At 70.1% G+C, this 14,742-nt stretch carries 14 protein-coding genes; 8 read left to right on the top strand and 6 right to left on the bottom strand.

The window, feature by feature from the left end:
• Position 1: 1 nt before the first annotated feature.
• Together BG418_RS06645 and BG418_RS06640 are read right to left on the bottom strand one after the other, a co-directional pair.
• A complete protein-coding gene (locus BG418_RS06645; protein WP_188272761.1) occupies positions 2–838 on the bottom strand; it encodes an enoyl-CoA hydratase/isomerase family protein in 837 nt (278 codons plus the stop codon).
• 116 nt (positions 839–954) lie between these two features.
• Entirely contained in the window at positions 955–1,695 is a 741-nt protein-coding gene (locus BG418_RS06640; RefSeq protein ID WP_188272760.1) for a PIG-L deacetylase family protein, read from the bottom strand.
• 127 nt (positions 1,696–1,822) lie between these two features.
• Here BG418_RS06640 and BG418_RS06635 point away from each other — a divergent pair, with 127 nt between their 5' ends.
• The gene (locus tag BG418_RS06635) at positions 1,823–2,986 is read left to right on the top strand and encodes an ABC transporter ATP-binding protein (protein ID WP_188272759.1); all 1,164 of its coding nucleotides are present in this window, start codon (positions 1,823–1,825) and stop codon (positions 2,984–2,986) included.
• A 34-nt stretch (positions 2,987–3,020) separates the two neighbouring features.
• Here the strand turns inward: BG418_RS06635 and BG418_RS06630 are convergent, their stop codons facing one another.
• The gene (locus BG418_RS06630; protein ID WP_188272758.1) at positions 3,021–3,947 is read right to left on the bottom strand and encodes an aldo/keto reductase; all 927 of its coding nucleotides are present in this window, start codon (positions 3,945–3,947) and stop codon (positions 3,021–3,023) included.
• Positions 3,948–4,019: 72 nt separating this feature from the next.
• On the opposite strand from BG418_RS06630, the gene BG418_RS06625 reads away from it, so the two are divergent.
• Positions 4,020–5,054 carry a DUF5937 family protein gene (locus BG418_RS06625; RefSeq protein WP_317453539.1) on the top strand — a complete coding sequence of 345 codons (1,035 nt, stop codon included), beginning with the start codon at positions 4,020–4,022 and terminating at the stop codon, positions 5,052–5,054.
• Here the strand turns inward: BG418_RS06625 and BG418_RS06620 are convergent.
• Positions 4,993–5,466: a VOC family protein gene (locus tag BG418_RS06620; protein ID WP_188272757.1), complete on the bottom strand. Its 474-nt coding sequence runs from the start codon at positions 5,464–5,466 to the stop codon at positions 4,993–4,995. The two genes, BG418_RS06625 and BG418_RS06620, sit on opposite strands and share 62 nt — an antisense overlap.
• A gap of 271 nt (positions 5,467–5,737) precedes the next feature.
• Here BG418_RS06620 and BG418_RS06615 point away from each other — a divergent pair, with 271 nt between their 5' ends.
• Together BG418_RS06615 and BG418_RS06610 are read left to right on the top strand one after the other, a co-directional pair.
• Positions 5,738–6,463: a DUF4097 family beta strand repeat-containing protein gene (locus BG418_RS06615; protein ID WP_188272756.1), complete on the top strand. Its 726-nt coding sequence runs from the start codon at positions 5,738–5,740 to the stop codon at positions 6,461–6,463.
• A 325-nt stretch (positions 6,464–6,788) separates the two neighbouring features.
• Positions 6,789–9,221: a ricin-type beta-trefoil lectin domain protein gene (locus tag BG418_RS06610; protein ID WP_223184440.1), complete on the top strand. Its 2,433-nt coding sequence runs from the start codon at positions 6,789–6,791 to the stop codon at positions 9,219–9,221.
• A 68-nt stretch (positions 9,222–9,289) separates the two neighbouring features.
• On the opposite strand, the gene BG418_RS06605 is transcribed toward BG418_RS06610, so the two are convergent.
• Positions 9,290–9,736 carry a hypothetical protein gene (locus tag BG418_RS06605; RefSeq protein WP_188272755.1) on the bottom strand — a complete coding sequence of 149 codons (447 nt, stop codon included), beginning with the start codon at positions 9,734–9,736 and terminating at the stop codon, positions 9,290–9,292.
• A gap of 179 nt (positions 9,737–9,915) precedes the next feature.
• Between BG418_RS06605 and BG418_RS06600 the strand changes: the two genes are divergently transcribed.
• Together BG418_RS06600 and BG418_RS06595 are read left to right on the top strand one after the other, a co-directional pair.
• Positions 9,916–10,299, top strand: coding sequence for an effector-associated constant component EACC1 (locus tag BG418_RS06600; protein ID WP_188272754.1), 384 nt, complete (start codon positions 9,916–9,918; stop codon positions 10,297–10,299).
• Complete coding sequence (locus BG418_RS06595) at positions 10,292–11,827, top strand: caspase domain-containing protein (protein WP_188272753.1); 1,536 nt, start codon at positions 10,292–10,294, stop codon at positions 11,825–11,827. Before BG418_RS06600 ends, BG418_RS06595 begins: the two co-directional genes overlap by 8 nt.
• 52 nt (positions 11,828–11,879) lie before the next feature.
• Here the strand turns inward: BG418_RS06595 and BG418_RS06590 are convergent, their stop codons facing one another.
• Positions 11,880–12,485, bottom strand: coding sequence for a hypothetical protein (locus tag BG418_RS06590; RefSeq protein ID WP_188272752.1), 606 nt, complete (start codon positions 12,483–12,485; stop codon positions 11,880–11,882).
• 149 nt (positions 12,486–12,634) lie between these two features.
• On the opposite strand from BG418_RS06590, the gene BG418_RS06585 reads away from it, so the two are divergent.
• Both BG418_RS06585 and BG418_RS06580 read left to right on the top strand, forming a co-directional pair.
• Positions 12,635–13,312: a response regulator transcription factor gene (locus tag BG418_RS06585; RefSeq protein WP_188272751.1), complete on the top strand. Its 678-nt coding sequence runs from the start codon at positions 12,635–12,637 to the stop codon at positions 13,310–13,312.
• Between the two features lie 52 nt (positions 13,313–13,364).
• Positions 13,365–14,738, top strand: coding sequence for a sensor histidine kinase (locus tag BG418_RS06580; protein WP_398997819.1), 1,374 nt, complete (start codon positions 13,365–13,367; stop codon positions 14,736–14,738).
• The last annotated feature ends 4 nt before the right edge of the window (positions 14,739–14,742 follow it).

Raw genomic sequence — 14,742 nt, 5'->3', positions numbered from 1 at the left:
GTCATACGCCGTCAAAGGTGGGCGGACGATGGGCCGCCTTGGCGGTGTAGCCCTCGCGGGCGTCCTCGGAGGTGAGGGTGAGTGCGGCGGACATGGCCGTACGGTCCAGGGCCTCGGCCATCCCGGCGTCCGCGAAGGCGTCGATGTTCCGTTTGATCGCGCGTACCGCGAGCGGGGCGTTGTCGGCGATCTGCTCGGCGATCTCGCGCGCCCGCTGCTCCAACTCGCTATGTGGCACGACCAGTTGGACGATGTTGAGTCGCTCGGCGGTGGCCGCGTCGATGCGGCGGCCGGTGAGGGCGAGGAACTTCGCCCAGCCCGCGCCCGCGTCCCGGGCGATACGCAGATCGCCGCCCGCGTCGACGGCGACGCCGAGCCGCGCCTCCGGCAGCGCGAAGACGGCGCCCTCGGCGGCGATCCTGATGTCGGCCATCAGCGCCAGCTCGAAGCCGAAGCCGAGGCAGTACCCCTGCACCGCCGCGATCACGGGCTGCGGCAGCCGGGCGAACACGGCGAACCGCTCGTGCACCCAGCGGATGCCCTCGTAGTAGCGGTGGGTGCGTTCGGCCGGGGAGCGGCCGGTGATCGCGCCGCCGGGGGCGGTGACGTCGATCCCGGCGCAGAAGGCCCGGCCCTCGGCGCGGAGCAGTACGGCCCGGATCGTGTCGTCGAAGCGGATCCGGTCGACCAGCAGGCCGAGTTGACGGCTCGACTCCCAGCTCCAGCCATTGAGCGTGGCGGGGCGGCAGAGGGTGAGGACGCCGACTCCGTGCTCGGTGACGTCGAGACGTATCCGCTCCTCGCCGTCGCGGATCTCCCGGTCCAGGGTGTCGATCATCTCCCGGTCGCCTCGTCTCGTATACGGGGGCATATGGTCGTGGGCCGATGTGCTGACGGTCCGTCAGAATATCGGCCCACGGTCGCGCGCAGGAACCCCCGGACCCGCCCCTCCGCTCAGCGCGGGAAGAGCTCGAAGGTGACCGCCGGGCGGCCGCCGAACCGGACCGACCCACGCTCGGCGTTACCGGTCAGGAAGGTGCGGCAGTACGTCTCGGGGTCCTCGCTCGTCAGGCCCTCGATGTAGCTGCGGTGCTCCATGAGGGAGTCCACCGAGCGTTCGAGACCGGGGGTGGCGTCGACGGCGTGGGTGGGCGAGACGGAACCGGCCACCGCCACCCACCGCACACCGTTCCACGGATCGAGCCCCTGATCGGCGAGCTCGGGGAAGATCCAGCGGTTCCCGGCGTCCCCGGCGGCGTCGAGCGTGGCCCGGCCGACGGCGCGGTGGTCGGGCGAGTTCCAGGTGACGCCGCCCCAGGTGTCCCGGTGGTTGAGGGTGATGACCAGCTCGGGCCGATGCCTGCGGATGGCGGCGGCGATGTCCCGGCGCAGCCCGATGCCGTACTCGATCACGCCGTCCTGGTGGTCCAGGAACTCGACCGCCGAGACACCGACCACGGCCGCGCTCGCCCGCTGCTCCCGCTCGCGCAGCGGCCCGCACTCGGCGGGCCCGACGCCGTCGATGCCCGCCTCGCCACGAGTGGCGAGCAGATAGGTGACCTCGCGGCCGCCGTCGGTCCATCCGGCGATCGCCGCGGCGCAGCCGTACTCCAGGTCGTCCGGGTGGGCGACGACCGCCAGCGCGCGCTGCCAGTCGTCGGGCATCTCTTCCAACTGCTCCAACTGGTCTGTCATGAGGGCAGCTTACGAGGCGGGACGATCTTCGCCGGAGCCCGAAAGACCCCGGCGGGCCTCGACACGGTCGCACTCACCCGGCCGTGGCCGGTGTGCGTACGGCCCCCGTGCCTCCTAGCGTGGGTCCATGATCCGGTTCGAGCAGGTCAGCAAGGTGTACCCGGACGGTACGAGCGCCGTCGACGGCCTGTCCTTCGAGGTGGGCGAGGGGGAACTGGTCACCCTCGTCGGCCCCTCGGGCTGCGGCAAGACGACCACCATGATGATGGTGAACCGTCTGATCGAGCCCACGTCCGGCCGCATCCTGGTGGACGGCGAGGACATCGCGTCGCTCGACCCGGTGAAACTGCGCCGCCGGATCGGCTACGTCATCCAGCAGGTCGGGCTGTTCCCGCACCGTACGGTCCTGGACAACACCGCCACCGTCCCCGCTCTCGTCGGCTGGAAGCGGGCGAAGGCGCGGGCGCGGGCGGCGGAGCTCCTTGACCTGGTGGGCCTGGACCCGAAGACGTTCGGCGCCCGCTATCCGGCCCAGCTGTCGGGCGGTCAGCGCCAGCGGGTCGGAGTGGCGCGCGCCCTGGCCGCCGACCCGCCGGTCCTCCTGATGGACGAACCGTTCGGCGCGGTGGACCCGGTGGTTCGGGAGCGGCTGCAGAACGAGTTCCTGAGCCTTCAGGCGACGGTCCGCAAGACGGTCCTCCTGGTCACCCATGACATCGAGGAGGCGGTACGGATGGGTGACCGGATGGCGGTGTACGGACAGGGCCGCATCGAACAGTTCGACACCCCGGCGGCGGTCCTGGGCGCCCCGGCGACCCCGTACGTGGCCCAGTTCGTGGGCGCCGACCGGGGCCTGAAGCGGCTCTCCGTGACCACGGTGGAAGAGGCCGACCTGGAACAGCCGCCGGTCGCCCGCCTGGACGAGCCCGCCGGGGCCGCGGCCGCGCGCCTGCGCGAGACCGAGGCACGCTGGGCGGTCGTGCTCAACGCGTCCGGCGAACTCCACGGCTGGGTCTCCACGGACGAGCTGTCCCTGGCCGGCACCCCGGGCACGGTCGCCGACCTGGCCCGCCGCATGGAGGCCTGGGTCCCGGTCGGCGCCCCTCTCAAGCAGGCGTTCAGCGAGATGCTCCAGTACGACGCGGGCTGGGTGGCGGTCCTGGACGGCTCCCACTTCGTGGGCGTCCTCACCCCCGCCAAGCTCCACGAGGCGCTGCGCAGGTCGGTGGACGCGGATGCGCAGGGGGTGGGGCGGGAGGAGGTGGAGTTCGATTCGGTGGCGGATGCGTGAGTCCGGGCGGTTGCGTGGGGTGCCCGCACCTGGCCTACGCGGGAACAGGGACGCCATCCAGGGCGGTGAGTTCGCTCCCGGAGAGCCGCAGGGTGCCGGCGGCCACGTTCTGGGTGAGGTGGTCGGGGTCGCCGGTGCCGGGGATGGCCAGGACGTGGGGGCCTCGGTGCAGGGTCCAGGCCAGCCGGATCTGCGCCGCGCTCACTCCGTGGGCGCGGGCGATGGTGTGCACCGTGTCGCTGTCGTCGGCGGTCGCACCGGCTTGGCGTCCGGTACCGGCGATCGAGTAGAACGGTACGAACGCGATGCGCTGTTCACCGCACGTCCGCAGGAGCTCTTCCTGCTCGGGTGACGCGCCGATGCCGTGCATGTTCTGGACGCAGACCACCGGCGCGATGGCCTGGGCCTCGGCGAGGTGGTGGGGGCGGATGTTGGACAGGCCCAGATGGCGGATGAGCCCGGCATCGCGCAGTTCGGCCAGCGCGCCGAACCGCTCGGCGATCGAATCGGTGCCCACGATGCGCAGGTTCACCACGTCCAGGTGGTCGCGGCCGAGCTGACGCAGGTTCTCCTCGACCTGGCCGCGCAGTTGACGAGGGTCGGCGTGGGGCAGCCAGTCGCCCGAGGGGTCCCGACCCGGACCGACCTTGGTGACGATGACGAGGTCATCCGGGTACGGGGAGAGCGCCCGGTTGATCAGCTCGTTGGCGGACCGCAGCGGGGAGAAGTAGAACGCGGCGGTGTCGATGTGGTTCACCCCGAGCTCGACCGCGCGGCGCAGCACCCGGATCGCCTGGTCGCGGTCGCGCGGGACGGCTCCGGGCACCAGTGCCTCGCCGTGCTGGGGCAGCCGCATCGCGCCGAGGCCGATGCGGTGGACGACGCGGTCGCCGAGGGTCCAGGTGCCGGATGCGGCGGCGGTGATCGCGGGGCTTGAGGCGCTTGTGGTGCTTGAGGTCATGCCGGAATGATCTGTACGGGCTACAGTGGCCGCCACTGATTCAGACATACGTGAATCCTGTTGAGGGTGGTCATCCTGGCGGAGCTGGAGTTCTCGGCGAACGATCTGGCGCAAGTACGGTTCGCCGTCTCGCCGATGTGGCAGGTGGTGACCAGCTTCCGGCTACTGTCCCCGCACGCGTCCGCCTCCCCGGTCCATGGCCCCTGGATCCAGCAGATCCGGCCACGGGTGGCGGCGGCCGGTCTTGACCGGGGCTGGCTGGCGGAGTTGATCCCGCCGACGGGTTTCTTCCCTTACTTCCTCAACCCGGCCTCCGCAGGCCCGACACCGACACTGGCCGCGGAGCTGGCGGCTGTCCAGGAGGCCCCGGTCGACCGCGTCCGCAAGGATCTCGACCACCTGGAATACCACCAGGTACGCCTCGGCCCCCGACTGCGGTCGCTGCACCAGGACCCGCACACCCACCTGGCCAGACTCACCCAAGAGATCGAGAAATACTGGGAGTTGGCACTGGCGCCGTACTGGGCACGTATCCGCGCGGTGCTGGACACCGACATCTTCCACCGGGCCCGTCAGGTCGCCGAGCACGGCGCGGGCCACGTACTCAACGACCTGCACAGCGCGGTGCGGTGGGACGGCAGCGCGCTGCATCTGAACCGCCGGAGCAAACCCCTGTCCCGCACCACATCGGGCCCGGGGTTGCTGCTGGTCCCCTCGGCGTTCACGGGGCCGCGCCTGATCACCAGGGTCGCGCCACCAGAGCCGCCCCAACTCGCCTACCCAGCACGGGGTATCGGCTCGCTGTGGACCTCAAGTCCCGCCCCCGACACCGACGCGCTCGCCGCCGTACTCGGCCGCTCACGAACCCGTCTGCTGGCCGAACTCGGCACCCCCGCCTCCACCACCCAACTGGCCCACCGCACCGGCCTGTCCCCGGCGGGGGTGTCCCAATACCTGACCGCGCTGCGCAACGCGGGCCTGGTCACCGCCCACCGAGCCGGCCGCTCCGTCCTCTACGCCCGCACCACCGCGGCCGAAACGCTCCTCAAAGCATCCGCGCCGCCCGACGCGCGATCTCGTCCGGGGTCAGGTCCTCCACGTGCGTGAGGAAGACCCATACGTGACCGTACGGGTCCCGCAGTATGGCCGTACGGTCGCCGTGGAACTGGTCGGTGGGCGGTTGCAGCAACTCGGCTCCGGCCGCGACGGCCCGCTCCACGAGCGCATCCACGTCATCGACGAATACGTGCAACCCCACGGTGGTGCTCCCGACGGCGGTAGGCGCGCTGAAAACGGGCCCCTCGGCGTCACCGAGCATGATGGTGGACCCCTGAATACCCACCTCGGCATGCAGGATCCGCCCATCCGGACCGTCGAGACGGAACAACTCCTCGGCGCCGAACGCGGCAACGTAGAAGTCGATCGCGTCGCCGGCACCGTCGAGCATGATGTGAGCGATCACGGCGTTGCGGTAATGCGCGGGAACGGCGGAGGTGGAGCTGGACGTGGACGTGGTCATAGGAATGCCTCCTTGGTTGGCTGCTGCCGATGACCACGAAGGTAGAAGCTGAACCAAACTTGAGGTCAAGCGCCGAGCACCGTGCACGGGTCGCCCACGAATCTGACCCCACGTCAGGATTGATCGAACTTCCCGCCCCCGGGCTCAAGGTGTAGCTAATGCCACCTCGAATCCGGGGGTTTACCCCATGGTCGGCGGCCGACTACGCGCATAGCGTTGGGGCGTCCCCAGGAGGGGACGCCAACACACTCTCAGGAACGGTGAATACTTCATGCGTGCGCGCCTCCGACTGCTCACTGCCGTCGCGACGACCGGAATCGCCCTCGGTGGGCTCAGCGCGTGCGGCATGCTGCGTGACCACTTCGACGACGACACCACGGTGTCCGAGAAGATCACCTCGGTGCGCCTGGACAGCGGATCCGGTGCGATCACCCTGCGTGGCAAGGAGGGCGCCACCAAGGTCGACCTGCACCGTTACGTCGAGTACGACGGTGACCGCCCCGGGCCGACGCACCACGTCGAGAACGGCGTCCTGGTGCTGAGCGGCTGTGGCGGGGACTGCTCGGTCGCGTACACGGTCGACCTGCCGGCGGGTATCCCGGTGACCGGCGAGACGTCGAGCGGAGCGGTCCAACTCTCCCGCACGAGCGCGGTATCCGTGTCGACGTCCTCCGGGGCCATCGACCTGGACGACGTCAAGGGCGCGGTCGACGTACGCGCGTCCAGCGGCGCGATCACCGGAAAGCGACTCAACGGCGGCCCCATCAAGGCCAAGTCGTCCAGCGGCGCCATCGACCTCCACGCGACCTCGCCCGAGGACGTCCAGGCCCACGCGAGCAGCGGCGCCGTCACGGTGACCGTCCCCGACGGCAAGTACCGGGTGACCACGAAGAGCCACAGCGGCGGCCAGGAGGTTGCCATCGACGACGACCCGACGGGCCCGCACCACCTCGACGTGACCACGAGCAGCGGCGCGATCAACGTCAAGACCGCCTGAGCCAAGGGGTTTTCCCGCGTGCCCACCCGTCGCCCCGTCGACGGGTGGGCACGCGAGTTTCGAGGGAGCGTTCGGGACCGGCTACTGGCCGCCCACTCCGTCGGCGGCCCGCCGCCCCGCGCTCGTGCACGCGTCCGCCCCAGCGCCCGGAACCCCTCATTCGCCCCCACCCGTTGACACCGCTCCCAGATTCCCCCACCATCTCCCACGCATGAGTGAATCTGTTTGCCTGTGTTGAAAGTTGCTCGATCATGGGCATCCATGAGAACCAACCACCCAGGAGTGCAGCTCGATCACGGTCAACCCAACCCTCCTTGGAGTCGACATGATCTCCACACCCCCCATAGCCAGACGGCGGCGACCAACCCTCCTCGCCCTCCTCGCGCTTCTGATCGGCGCCCTCATGGGCTGGGGCCCGCCCGTCGCCCGCGCCACGACAGGCACGACGAACGCGACCGCCGCGACCACCACCGCCATCACCATCGACGGCACAAAACCCGGCCTCGCCTTCGACGGTGTCGGGGCCATCAGCGGTGGCGGAGGCAACACCCGACTCCTCGTCGACTATCCCGAGCCCCAGCGCAGCCAGTTGCTCGACTACCTCTTCAAACCCGGATACGGCGCCTCGCTGCAAGTGCTGAAGATCGAGATCGGCGGTGACACCAACTCCACCGACGGCGCCGAGGCCAGCCATATGCACACGGCCAACTCCGTTGACTGCAACCAGGGTTACGAGTGGTGGCTCGCCGAACAGGCCAAGGCTCGTAACCCCAACATCAAGCTGTACGGGTTGGCCTGGGGCGCGCCGGGGTGGATCGGGGGTGGGAACTTCTGGTCCCAGGACATGGTCAACTATCTGATGTCCTGGTTCGGGTGCGCCAAGCAGCACAATCTCACCATCGACTACCTCGGCGGTTGGAACGAGCGCAACTGGAACGCCGGGTGGTACAAGAACCTCAAGTCCGCGCTTGTCTCCAAGGGTTACGGCACCAAAGTCGTTGCTGCCGACAGTGGCTGGGACGTCGCCGACGCCATGGCGACCGACAGCGCGTTCAAGAACGCCGTCGACATCGTCGGCGTCCACTACCCCTGCGGCTACCTCGGTGACTTCAAGTCCTGCCCGAGCACACCCACCGCACAGGGGCTCGGCAAACCGCTCTGGGCCAGCGAGAACGGCTCCGAGGATGCCGACGGTGGCGCCCAGGCCGTCGCCCGCGCGATCAACCGCGACTACATCGACGGCAAGATGACCTCGTACATCAACTGGCCGGTCATCGCCGCGCTCTACCCGAACCTCTACTTCTCGACCGACGGTATGTCGATCGCCGCGCAACCCTGGTCCGGCAACTACAGCATCGGCAAGACCACTTGGGTCACCGCGCACACCACCCAGTTCGCCCAGCCCGGCTGGCATTACATCGACTCGGCCAGCGGCTTCCTCGGCGGCAACCGCGCCAATGGTAGTTACGTATCGCTGAAGTCGACGAACAACTCCGACTACTCCACCGTCATCGAGACGATGGACGCCACCGCCGCCCAGACCGCGACGTTCACCGTCGCCGGTGGGCTGTCGGGCGGCACCGTCCACGTCTGGTCCAGCGACCTCAGCTCGGCCAACAACGCCGACTACTTCGTCCGTGGTCAGGACGTCACTCCGTCGGCGTCCGGCACGTACACCGTCACCCTTCAACCGGGGCACGTGTACACCCTCACCACGACCACCGGTCAGGGCAAGGGCACGGCCACTCCCCCGGCCGCCGCAGCGATGAAACTGCCCTACTCCGACTCCTTCGAGACGCCGGCGGCCACCACCAGCCCGAAGTACTTCACCGACATGAACGGCGCCTTCCAGACCGTGGCCTGCGGCGGCCGCGCCGGCACCTGTCTGCGACAGATGGCCCCGACCGTCCCGATCCGCTGGACCGACGAGCCGTACAACGCGCCTTATACGTTTATGGGCGACAGCTCGTGGGGCAACTACACCGTCTCCGCCGACGCGATGCTGGAGCAGTCCGGCAGTGTGGAACTGCTCGGCCGGGTCGGCCAGCAGGGGCGCAACAACAACGGCCTCAACGCGTATCACTTCCGCATCAGCGACACCGGCGCCTGGTCGATCGTCAAGAGCGATACGTCGTGGCACTTCACCACACTGGCGAGCGGAACGGCGAGCGCGCTCAACCTGCGTACGTGGCACAAGCTGGCGTTCACGATGCAGGACGCGACGCTGACGGCATACGTCGACGGATCGCCGCTCGGCAGTGTGAAGGACTACTCGTTCACCAGCGGCCAGGCAGGGCTCGGTGTGACGGGCTACCAGACCGACCAGTTCGACAACTTCGCGCTCACGCCGGGCACACCGTCGCCGCCGCACCTCGGCCCGATCGCGTCCGGCCTCACCGGCAAGTGCGTCGACGACAACACCGGCTCCACCGCCAACGGCACCCGCGTGCAACTGTGGGACTGCAACGGCACCGGCGCGCAGGTGTGGTCGTGGGGCAACGGCATGCTGCGGCTCGGCGGCCCGAACGGCAAGTGCCTCGACGTGACGGGTCAGGGCCCGCTCAACGGCACACTCGTCGAGCTGTGGGACTGCAACGGCGGGCAGAACCAGCAGTGGGTTCCGCAGTCCAACGGCTCGCTGGTGAGCGTGCAGTCGGGACGCTGCCTCGATGTCCCGGGCGCCAACACGACCAACGGAACGCAGTTGGAGATCTGGGACTGCAACGGCGGTGCCAACCAGCGGTGGACTCTGCCGTAGACCCTCTTACATTCAGTGGCGGGCCTTCGGAATCTGCTTCCGGGGGCCCGTTGTCGGTCAGGCCACACCTACTCGCCCTGACGGACCTTCACACCACCCACCAGCGAGTACGAACGCACCTTCACCACCGGACCGCCCGGCTCCCCCGTCACACCGCTGCTGCGCGCGCCCAGCAGGGAGAACCCGCTGACCTCGACCGTCGTCCCGGCGGGCACCGTCAGGTCGACGCCGCCGAAGGCCGAGAACGCGTCGACCTCGGCGGACGCGCCCTCGGGGTAGGCCAGTTCGGCACCGCCGACCACGGCCGCCTTCACCAGATGGGTCGGCCCGGCGGGCAGCTGGGCGTCGGTGTGGTCGAGCTTGGCCCCACCCACCGCGGCCACATGCACCGTGCGCTCCCGCGCCTCGAACGCGCCACGGCGCTTGATCCCGCCCAGCAGGGACAGGCTCCACTCGGTACGGCGAGCGGTGGACGAGGTGGACGGTGCGGACTCGGTGTTCTTGTTGATCTCCATGCCCTTGACAGTACGGGCTCGCCCTGACGCCCCATCAGTGTCTCCGGACACCAGCCCCGCATGACAAACGTCATGTCGGCTTCCGCGAATTCGGGACAGGCGAGTCGCCCGTTGGGACACTGTCGTGCATCCCGCCGAAGGCGAACGGCGGAGGGGCATGCGGTAGTGGGGGGGGTTCCATGGAAGTCAAGATCAGTGCCGTCGGCGACAAGGGCGTACTGGAGCTCGTGGCGCTGTTCCAGTGGCTGCGGTCCGAACGCCAGTTGGCGGGCCAGGTGCGGCCGGAATACAAGCCCGCCGGGCCGGAGGACCTTTCCACGGGCGTACTGGACGTGGTGAGCATCGCCGTCGGATCGGGCGGCGTCGCCGTCGCCCTGGCGCAGTCGCTCACGGCATGGCTGAAGAGCCGTCGTCCGGCGGTGGAGTTCACCATTACCTTGCCGGACGGGTCCACGTACCGGCTGGGCTTGACGGACGAGGCGGCGGCGCAGGCCGCACCCATCATCGCGGAGCTGCTACGCCAGACCAGCATCGGCCGCGGCGGTGGCGGTGCTGGTGAGTGAACACCGTACGGGCCTCGACGGGTCCCACGCCCTGCTGCTCGGGGCCTCCGCCTTCAAGCATCCCGACATCCTCCCGGTTCCCGCCGCCGCGAACAGCCTGCGTGCCATGGAGGCCATGCTCACCGACCCCGCCCTCGGCGGGTGGCCGTCCGCGCAGGTCACGTCCGACCAGCCACCCAACGCGGTCGACGCGGTCCGCCGGATCCGCCGCCTCGCCCAGCAGACGACCGGAACACTGCTGCTGTACTACGTCGGCCACGGCCACATCAGCTCGTCCGGCGAACTGATCCTCACCGTCCACGACACCGATCCCCAAGACGCCGATCTGACCGGCATCGAATACAGCAGAGTGAAGAGCGCGATCCTCAGCAGTCCCGCCAGCATCAAGATTGTGATCCTGGACTGCTGTTATTCCGGACGCGCGATCGAAGCCCTCGGCTCGGGCACGGTGGGCAACGCCGTGACGGCCAGAGGTGTGTACACCCTCACCGCCGCCGACCTGGAAGTGGCCCATGTGCCGCCGCTGGCGGAGCAGAGCGCGGTGCCGACCTCGTTCACCGGTCAGCTTCTCGAACTCGTACGGACCGGACTGCCCGGCGAGTCGCCCTGGCTCACGCTCGACACGATCTACCCGCACCTCGCGGCCAGGCTGCGGCACGCGGGCCTGCCCGCGCCCAACCGGTTGATCACCGACAGCGCGTCCTACTTCCCTTTCGTACGCAACACCGACCGGACCGGCGCGGCACGGCGGTCCGCGAACACGTCGGCTGAACCGTCGGCCACGGCGTCACCGACGACGCCGTCCGGACGTCCCCACTTCGACCCGGTCAAGGGCGCCGGATACGACATCGAACAGGTCGACGCGTACCGGCTCGACGTGATCGCCCTCGTCGCCGACCCCCGTCGCCGGAGGAGAGCGAGGGCGCCCTACTTCAGCCAGGTGTCCGGCAAGAACCGTTATGGCTTCGACAAAGCCCAGGTGGACGCCCATATCGAGCAGCACCGCTGTGAGCCGGCTTCCTTCGTCGACGCCCTGCGCATGCTGCTGGCCGACTCCGGCATCCCCTTGGTGCCGGAGGGCGGAGCCCAAACACGCAAGGTCGCCAAACAGATCGACAAGGTCAAGAGCAAGTGCGCGATCTACGGGGACGAACAGCTCATCGGCTTCGTCAATGTGGGCTGGTACGGCCGAACGTCGGGCGTGATCGCGTTCACCGACACACGCATCACCATTCGCACCCACTTCATCCCCCTCAGCATCCCTTACTCCCGTGTGGAGCAGGTACACCGCACCACCGACTCCACCTGGGAAAGTTGGGGCGCGGGGGACGCGGTGGGAGCGAATCAGGTGATCACGATGACCGTTCGCTTCGGCGGCCGTGAAGTGAAGATCGAGGAGTGCAATCAGCATCCGCTCCAGAACACGCTGACCGACACCCTGCCCGCGCTGTCGAAGCTCCGGAAGAACCACCCCGAGTGGTTCGTCTCCGGGCTCACGGCGGACAGCGCGGATCGCGGGGAGGGATAGTGAGGAGGGGCGCCGGGCCGCCTTGCGCCCGACGCCCCTCCCCGCCCCTTGATCAGCCCTTGGCTGCCGGGGCTCCCCCGACGACGGTGTTGCTGGTGACCGTGCCGTCGGCGCCCGAAAGGGTCACCGCGTGGCGCACGCCGTCGGGGCCGAGGACCACCGCCTGCCAGGCGCTGCCGCCGCCCTGCTGGGCCACGACCCGCAGCGCCTCGACCTTGCCGCCGGAGACAGCGGCCGCCGCCTTGTCCACGGCCTGCGCGGCCGGGAGGGCGGGCAGCGGCGCGGGGGCCTGGCCGAATCCGCCGCCGGCCGGGCCGTGGCCCATGCGGCCCCAGCCCTGTCCGCCTGCGCCGCCGGGCCGCTCGTCACCGCGCATCTTCTGCCCGGCGCGGCCGTCCGCACCCCGCTCGCCGTGGTGGCCCCGGCCCTCGGCGGCGTACCCGCCCCGGTCACCCTCATGGTGGTGGTGCTCCGCCACCGCGGCCGCACCTCCCGCGGCGAGCAGGACGACCACGCCGAGCACCACCCATCGCGTGCGCCCCTGCCGGGTCAGCCGGACGAGTCGGCCGCGGCGGGGGGCCGCCTTGCCGGTCGTGTCGGCCGCCGCCTCGCCGGGGCCCGCCGGGCCCTCGGAGGGCTGGGGATTGGACTGAGTCATCGGACTGCTCCTCGCGATCTGGCAGCCGGGCGCTGCGCCCGGCTGCGTCAGATGCTGCGAGGCGAATGCTGAAGCTTCGCTGAAGCAACCTGAAGATATCTTCAGGAACTCTTCAGGTCGGCGGCCCCGTGACCTGAGAACCTTGACCCATGCGCGTACTGGTGGTCGAGGACGAGCGGCGACTGGCCGCGGCATTGCAGCGTGGGCTGCGCGCCGAGGGGTTCTCGGTGGACGTCGCCCACGACGGTCTGCACGGACTGTGGCTTGCCGGCGAGCACGACTACGACGCCATCGTGCTCGACATCATGCTGCCGGGCCTCAACGGCTACCGGATCTGCGCCCGGCTGCGGGCGGCCGGGTGCGAGTCGGGGATCTTGATGCTCACCGCGAAGGACGGCGAGTACGACGAGGCGGAGGCGCTCGACACGGGCGCGGACGACTTCCTCTCCAAGCCGTTCTCGTACGTCGTCCTGGTCGCCCGGCTGCGCGCGCTCGTGCGGCGCACCGGGCGGCGCAGTCCGCAGATCATGGAGTTCGGCGATCTCGTGATCGACCCGGCGGCGCAGCGGTGCACCCGGGGCGGGACCGAGGCCCGGCTGACCTCGCGCGAGTTCGCCGTCCTGGTGTATCTGGCCCGGCATGCCGGTGAGGTGGTGCCCAAGCGGGAGATCCTGCACCAGGTCTGGGACACGGCGTACGAGGGTGATCTGAACGTCGTCGAGGTCCATGTCAGTGCGCTCCGGCGCAAGATAGACGCACCGTTCGGCCGGGCCTCGGTGGAGACCGTCCGTGGCGCGGGCTACCGACTGACGGCCGACGGTGGCTGAGCAGCGAGGCGGCAGGCGCCGGGGCGCGGCGCTGCGCGAGCTCGCCCGTCGCCTGCGCCCTCGTTCCGTCCGCGCCCGGGCCACTCTGGGCGCGTCCCTGGTGGTGGCGCTGGCGCTCGGGGTCGCCTCCTTCGGGCTGCTCGGGCTCCTCGACCGCAACCTCATCCGCAACGCCCAGACCGGTGCCGAACGCCAGGCCCTGCACACCGCCGAGCTGGCCGCCGCAGGCCGACTCGACCCCGTACTGGCGCCGGAGCGCGGCGCTGACTTCCTCCAGGTCGTCGACGCCCGGGGGCGGGTCCTCGCGTCGAGTCCCAACCTCGCGGGGCGCCCCGCCCTGACCACCGACCAGCCCCGCTCGCCCGGCACCGTCCGTGGCACCTGGAACGGCGGGCGGATGCGCGAAGAGCACCGCCAGCGCGTCGTCCAGGTCACCACCGCCACCGCGAACGGGCTGGTCACGGTGTACGCGGGCACCTCGCTGCGGCAGGCCGACGCGGCGGACGAGACCATCGGGGTCGCGCTGGTCGTCGTCGTACCACTGCTCGTCCTGACCGTCGCCCTGGTCACCTGGCGGGTGACCGGCTGGGCGCTGCGGCCCGTGGAGGCGATCCGTGCCGAAGTGGCCGCGATCGGCGACCGCGAGCTGCACCGACGCGTACCGGTTCCGCGCAGCCAGGACGAGATCGCCCGGCTCGCCGTCACGATGAACGCCACCCTGGACCGCCTGGAGGCGTCCGGGATCCGCCAGCGCCAGTTCATCGCCGACGCCTCGCACGAGCTGCGCAGCCCGATCACCGTGCTCCGCACCCAGCTGGAGGTCGCCCAGGCCCACCCCGACCCCGAGTTGTGGGGCGAACTGGTCAGCGGCGCCCTGGAGGACACCGTACGACTTCAGGATCTGGCCTCCGATCTGCTTCTGCTCGCCCGCCTGGACGCGGGTGACCATCCCCCGACCGCCCGTGTCTCCCTCACCTCCCTCGTCCGTGAAGAACTCGCCAAACGTGCTCCCTCCGAGCGGATCACCCCCACCGTCGACCTCACCGACGACGCGATAGACGTCGACGGCAACAGGGGTCAACTCGGCCGTGTCCTGGGCAACTTGCTGGACAACGCCCAGCGCCACGCCGCCGGGACCGTCACGCTGAGCCTGCGTACCGAGGGCGCGCAGGCCGTGTTGACGGTCTCCGACGACGGCGCCGGTGTGCCCCGCGCCGACCGCGAGCGTGTCTTCGAGCGGTTCGTCCGGCTCGACGACGCCCGCAGCCGTGACGACGGCGGTGCCGGGCTCGGCCTGGCCATCGCCCGGGACGTCATCGAGCGGCACGGCGGTACGTTGACCGTCGTCGACGCACCCGCAGGCGGCGCCGCGTTCGAGGCCAGGCTGCCGCTCGCGGCCGACAGCGCCGCACGGGCGCGCCCCTGACCGG

It is taken from the genome of Streptomyces sp. CBMA152 (genome assembly GCF_014596475.1).
Taxonomy (GTDB): Bacteria; Actinomycetota; Actinomycetes; order Streptomycetales; family Streptomycetaceae; genus Streptomyces.
The sequence above is the reverse complement of the archived record's forward strand: the minus strand, read 5'-3'. Positions and strand labels throughout refer to the sequence as shown.

What these genes read in the sequence shown, in the direction of transcription:
- BG418_RS06600 (WP_188272754.1), top strand. Translation starts at nt 9,916, where the DNA reads ATGGAAGTCAAGATCAGTGCCGTCGGCGACAAGGGCGTACTGGAGCTC.
- BG418_RS06630 (WP_188272758.1), bottom strand. Translation starts at nt 3,947, where the DNA reads ATGACCTCAAGCACCACAAGCGCCTCAAGCCCCGCGATCACCGCCGCC.
- BG418_RS06645 (WP_188272761.1), bottom strand. Translation starts at nt 838, where the DNA reads ATGATCGACACCCTGGACCGGGAGATCCGCGACGGCGAGGAGCGGATA.
- BG418_RS06585 (WP_188272751.1), top strand. Translation starts at nt 12,635, where the DNA reads ATGCGCGTACTGGTGGTCGAGGACGAGCGGCGACTGGCCGCGGCATTG.
- BG418_RS06620 (WP_188272757.1), bottom strand. Translation starts at nt 5,466, where the DNA reads ATGACCACGTCCACGTCCAGCTCCACCTCCGCCGTTCCCGCGCATTAC.
- BG418_RS06590 (WP_188272752.1), bottom strand. Translation starts at nt 12,485, where the DNA reads ATGACTCAGTCCAATCCCCAGCCCTCCGAGGGCCCGGCGGGCCCCGGC.
- BG418_RS06635 (WP_188272759.1), top strand. Translation starts at nt 1,823, where the DNA reads ATGATCCGGTTCGAGCAGGTCAGCAAGGTGTACCCGGACGGTACGAGC.
- BG418_RS06615 (WP_188272756.1), top strand. Translation starts at nt 5,738, where the DNA reads ATGCGTGCGCGCCTCCGACTGCTCACTGCCGTCGCGACGACCGGAATC.
- BG418_RS06610 (WP_223184440.1), top strand. Translation starts at nt 6,789, where the DNA reads ATGATCTCCACACCCCCCATAGCCAGACGGCGGCGACCAACCCTCCTC.
- BG418_RS06605 (WP_188272755.1), bottom strand. Translation starts at nt 9,736, where the DNA reads ATGGAGATCAACAAGAACACCGAGTCCGCACCGTCCACCTCGTCCACC.
- BG418_RS06640 (WP_188272760.1), bottom strand. Translation starts at nt 1,695, where the DNA reads ATGACAGACCAGTTGGAGCAGTTGGAAGAGATGCCCGACGACTGGCAG.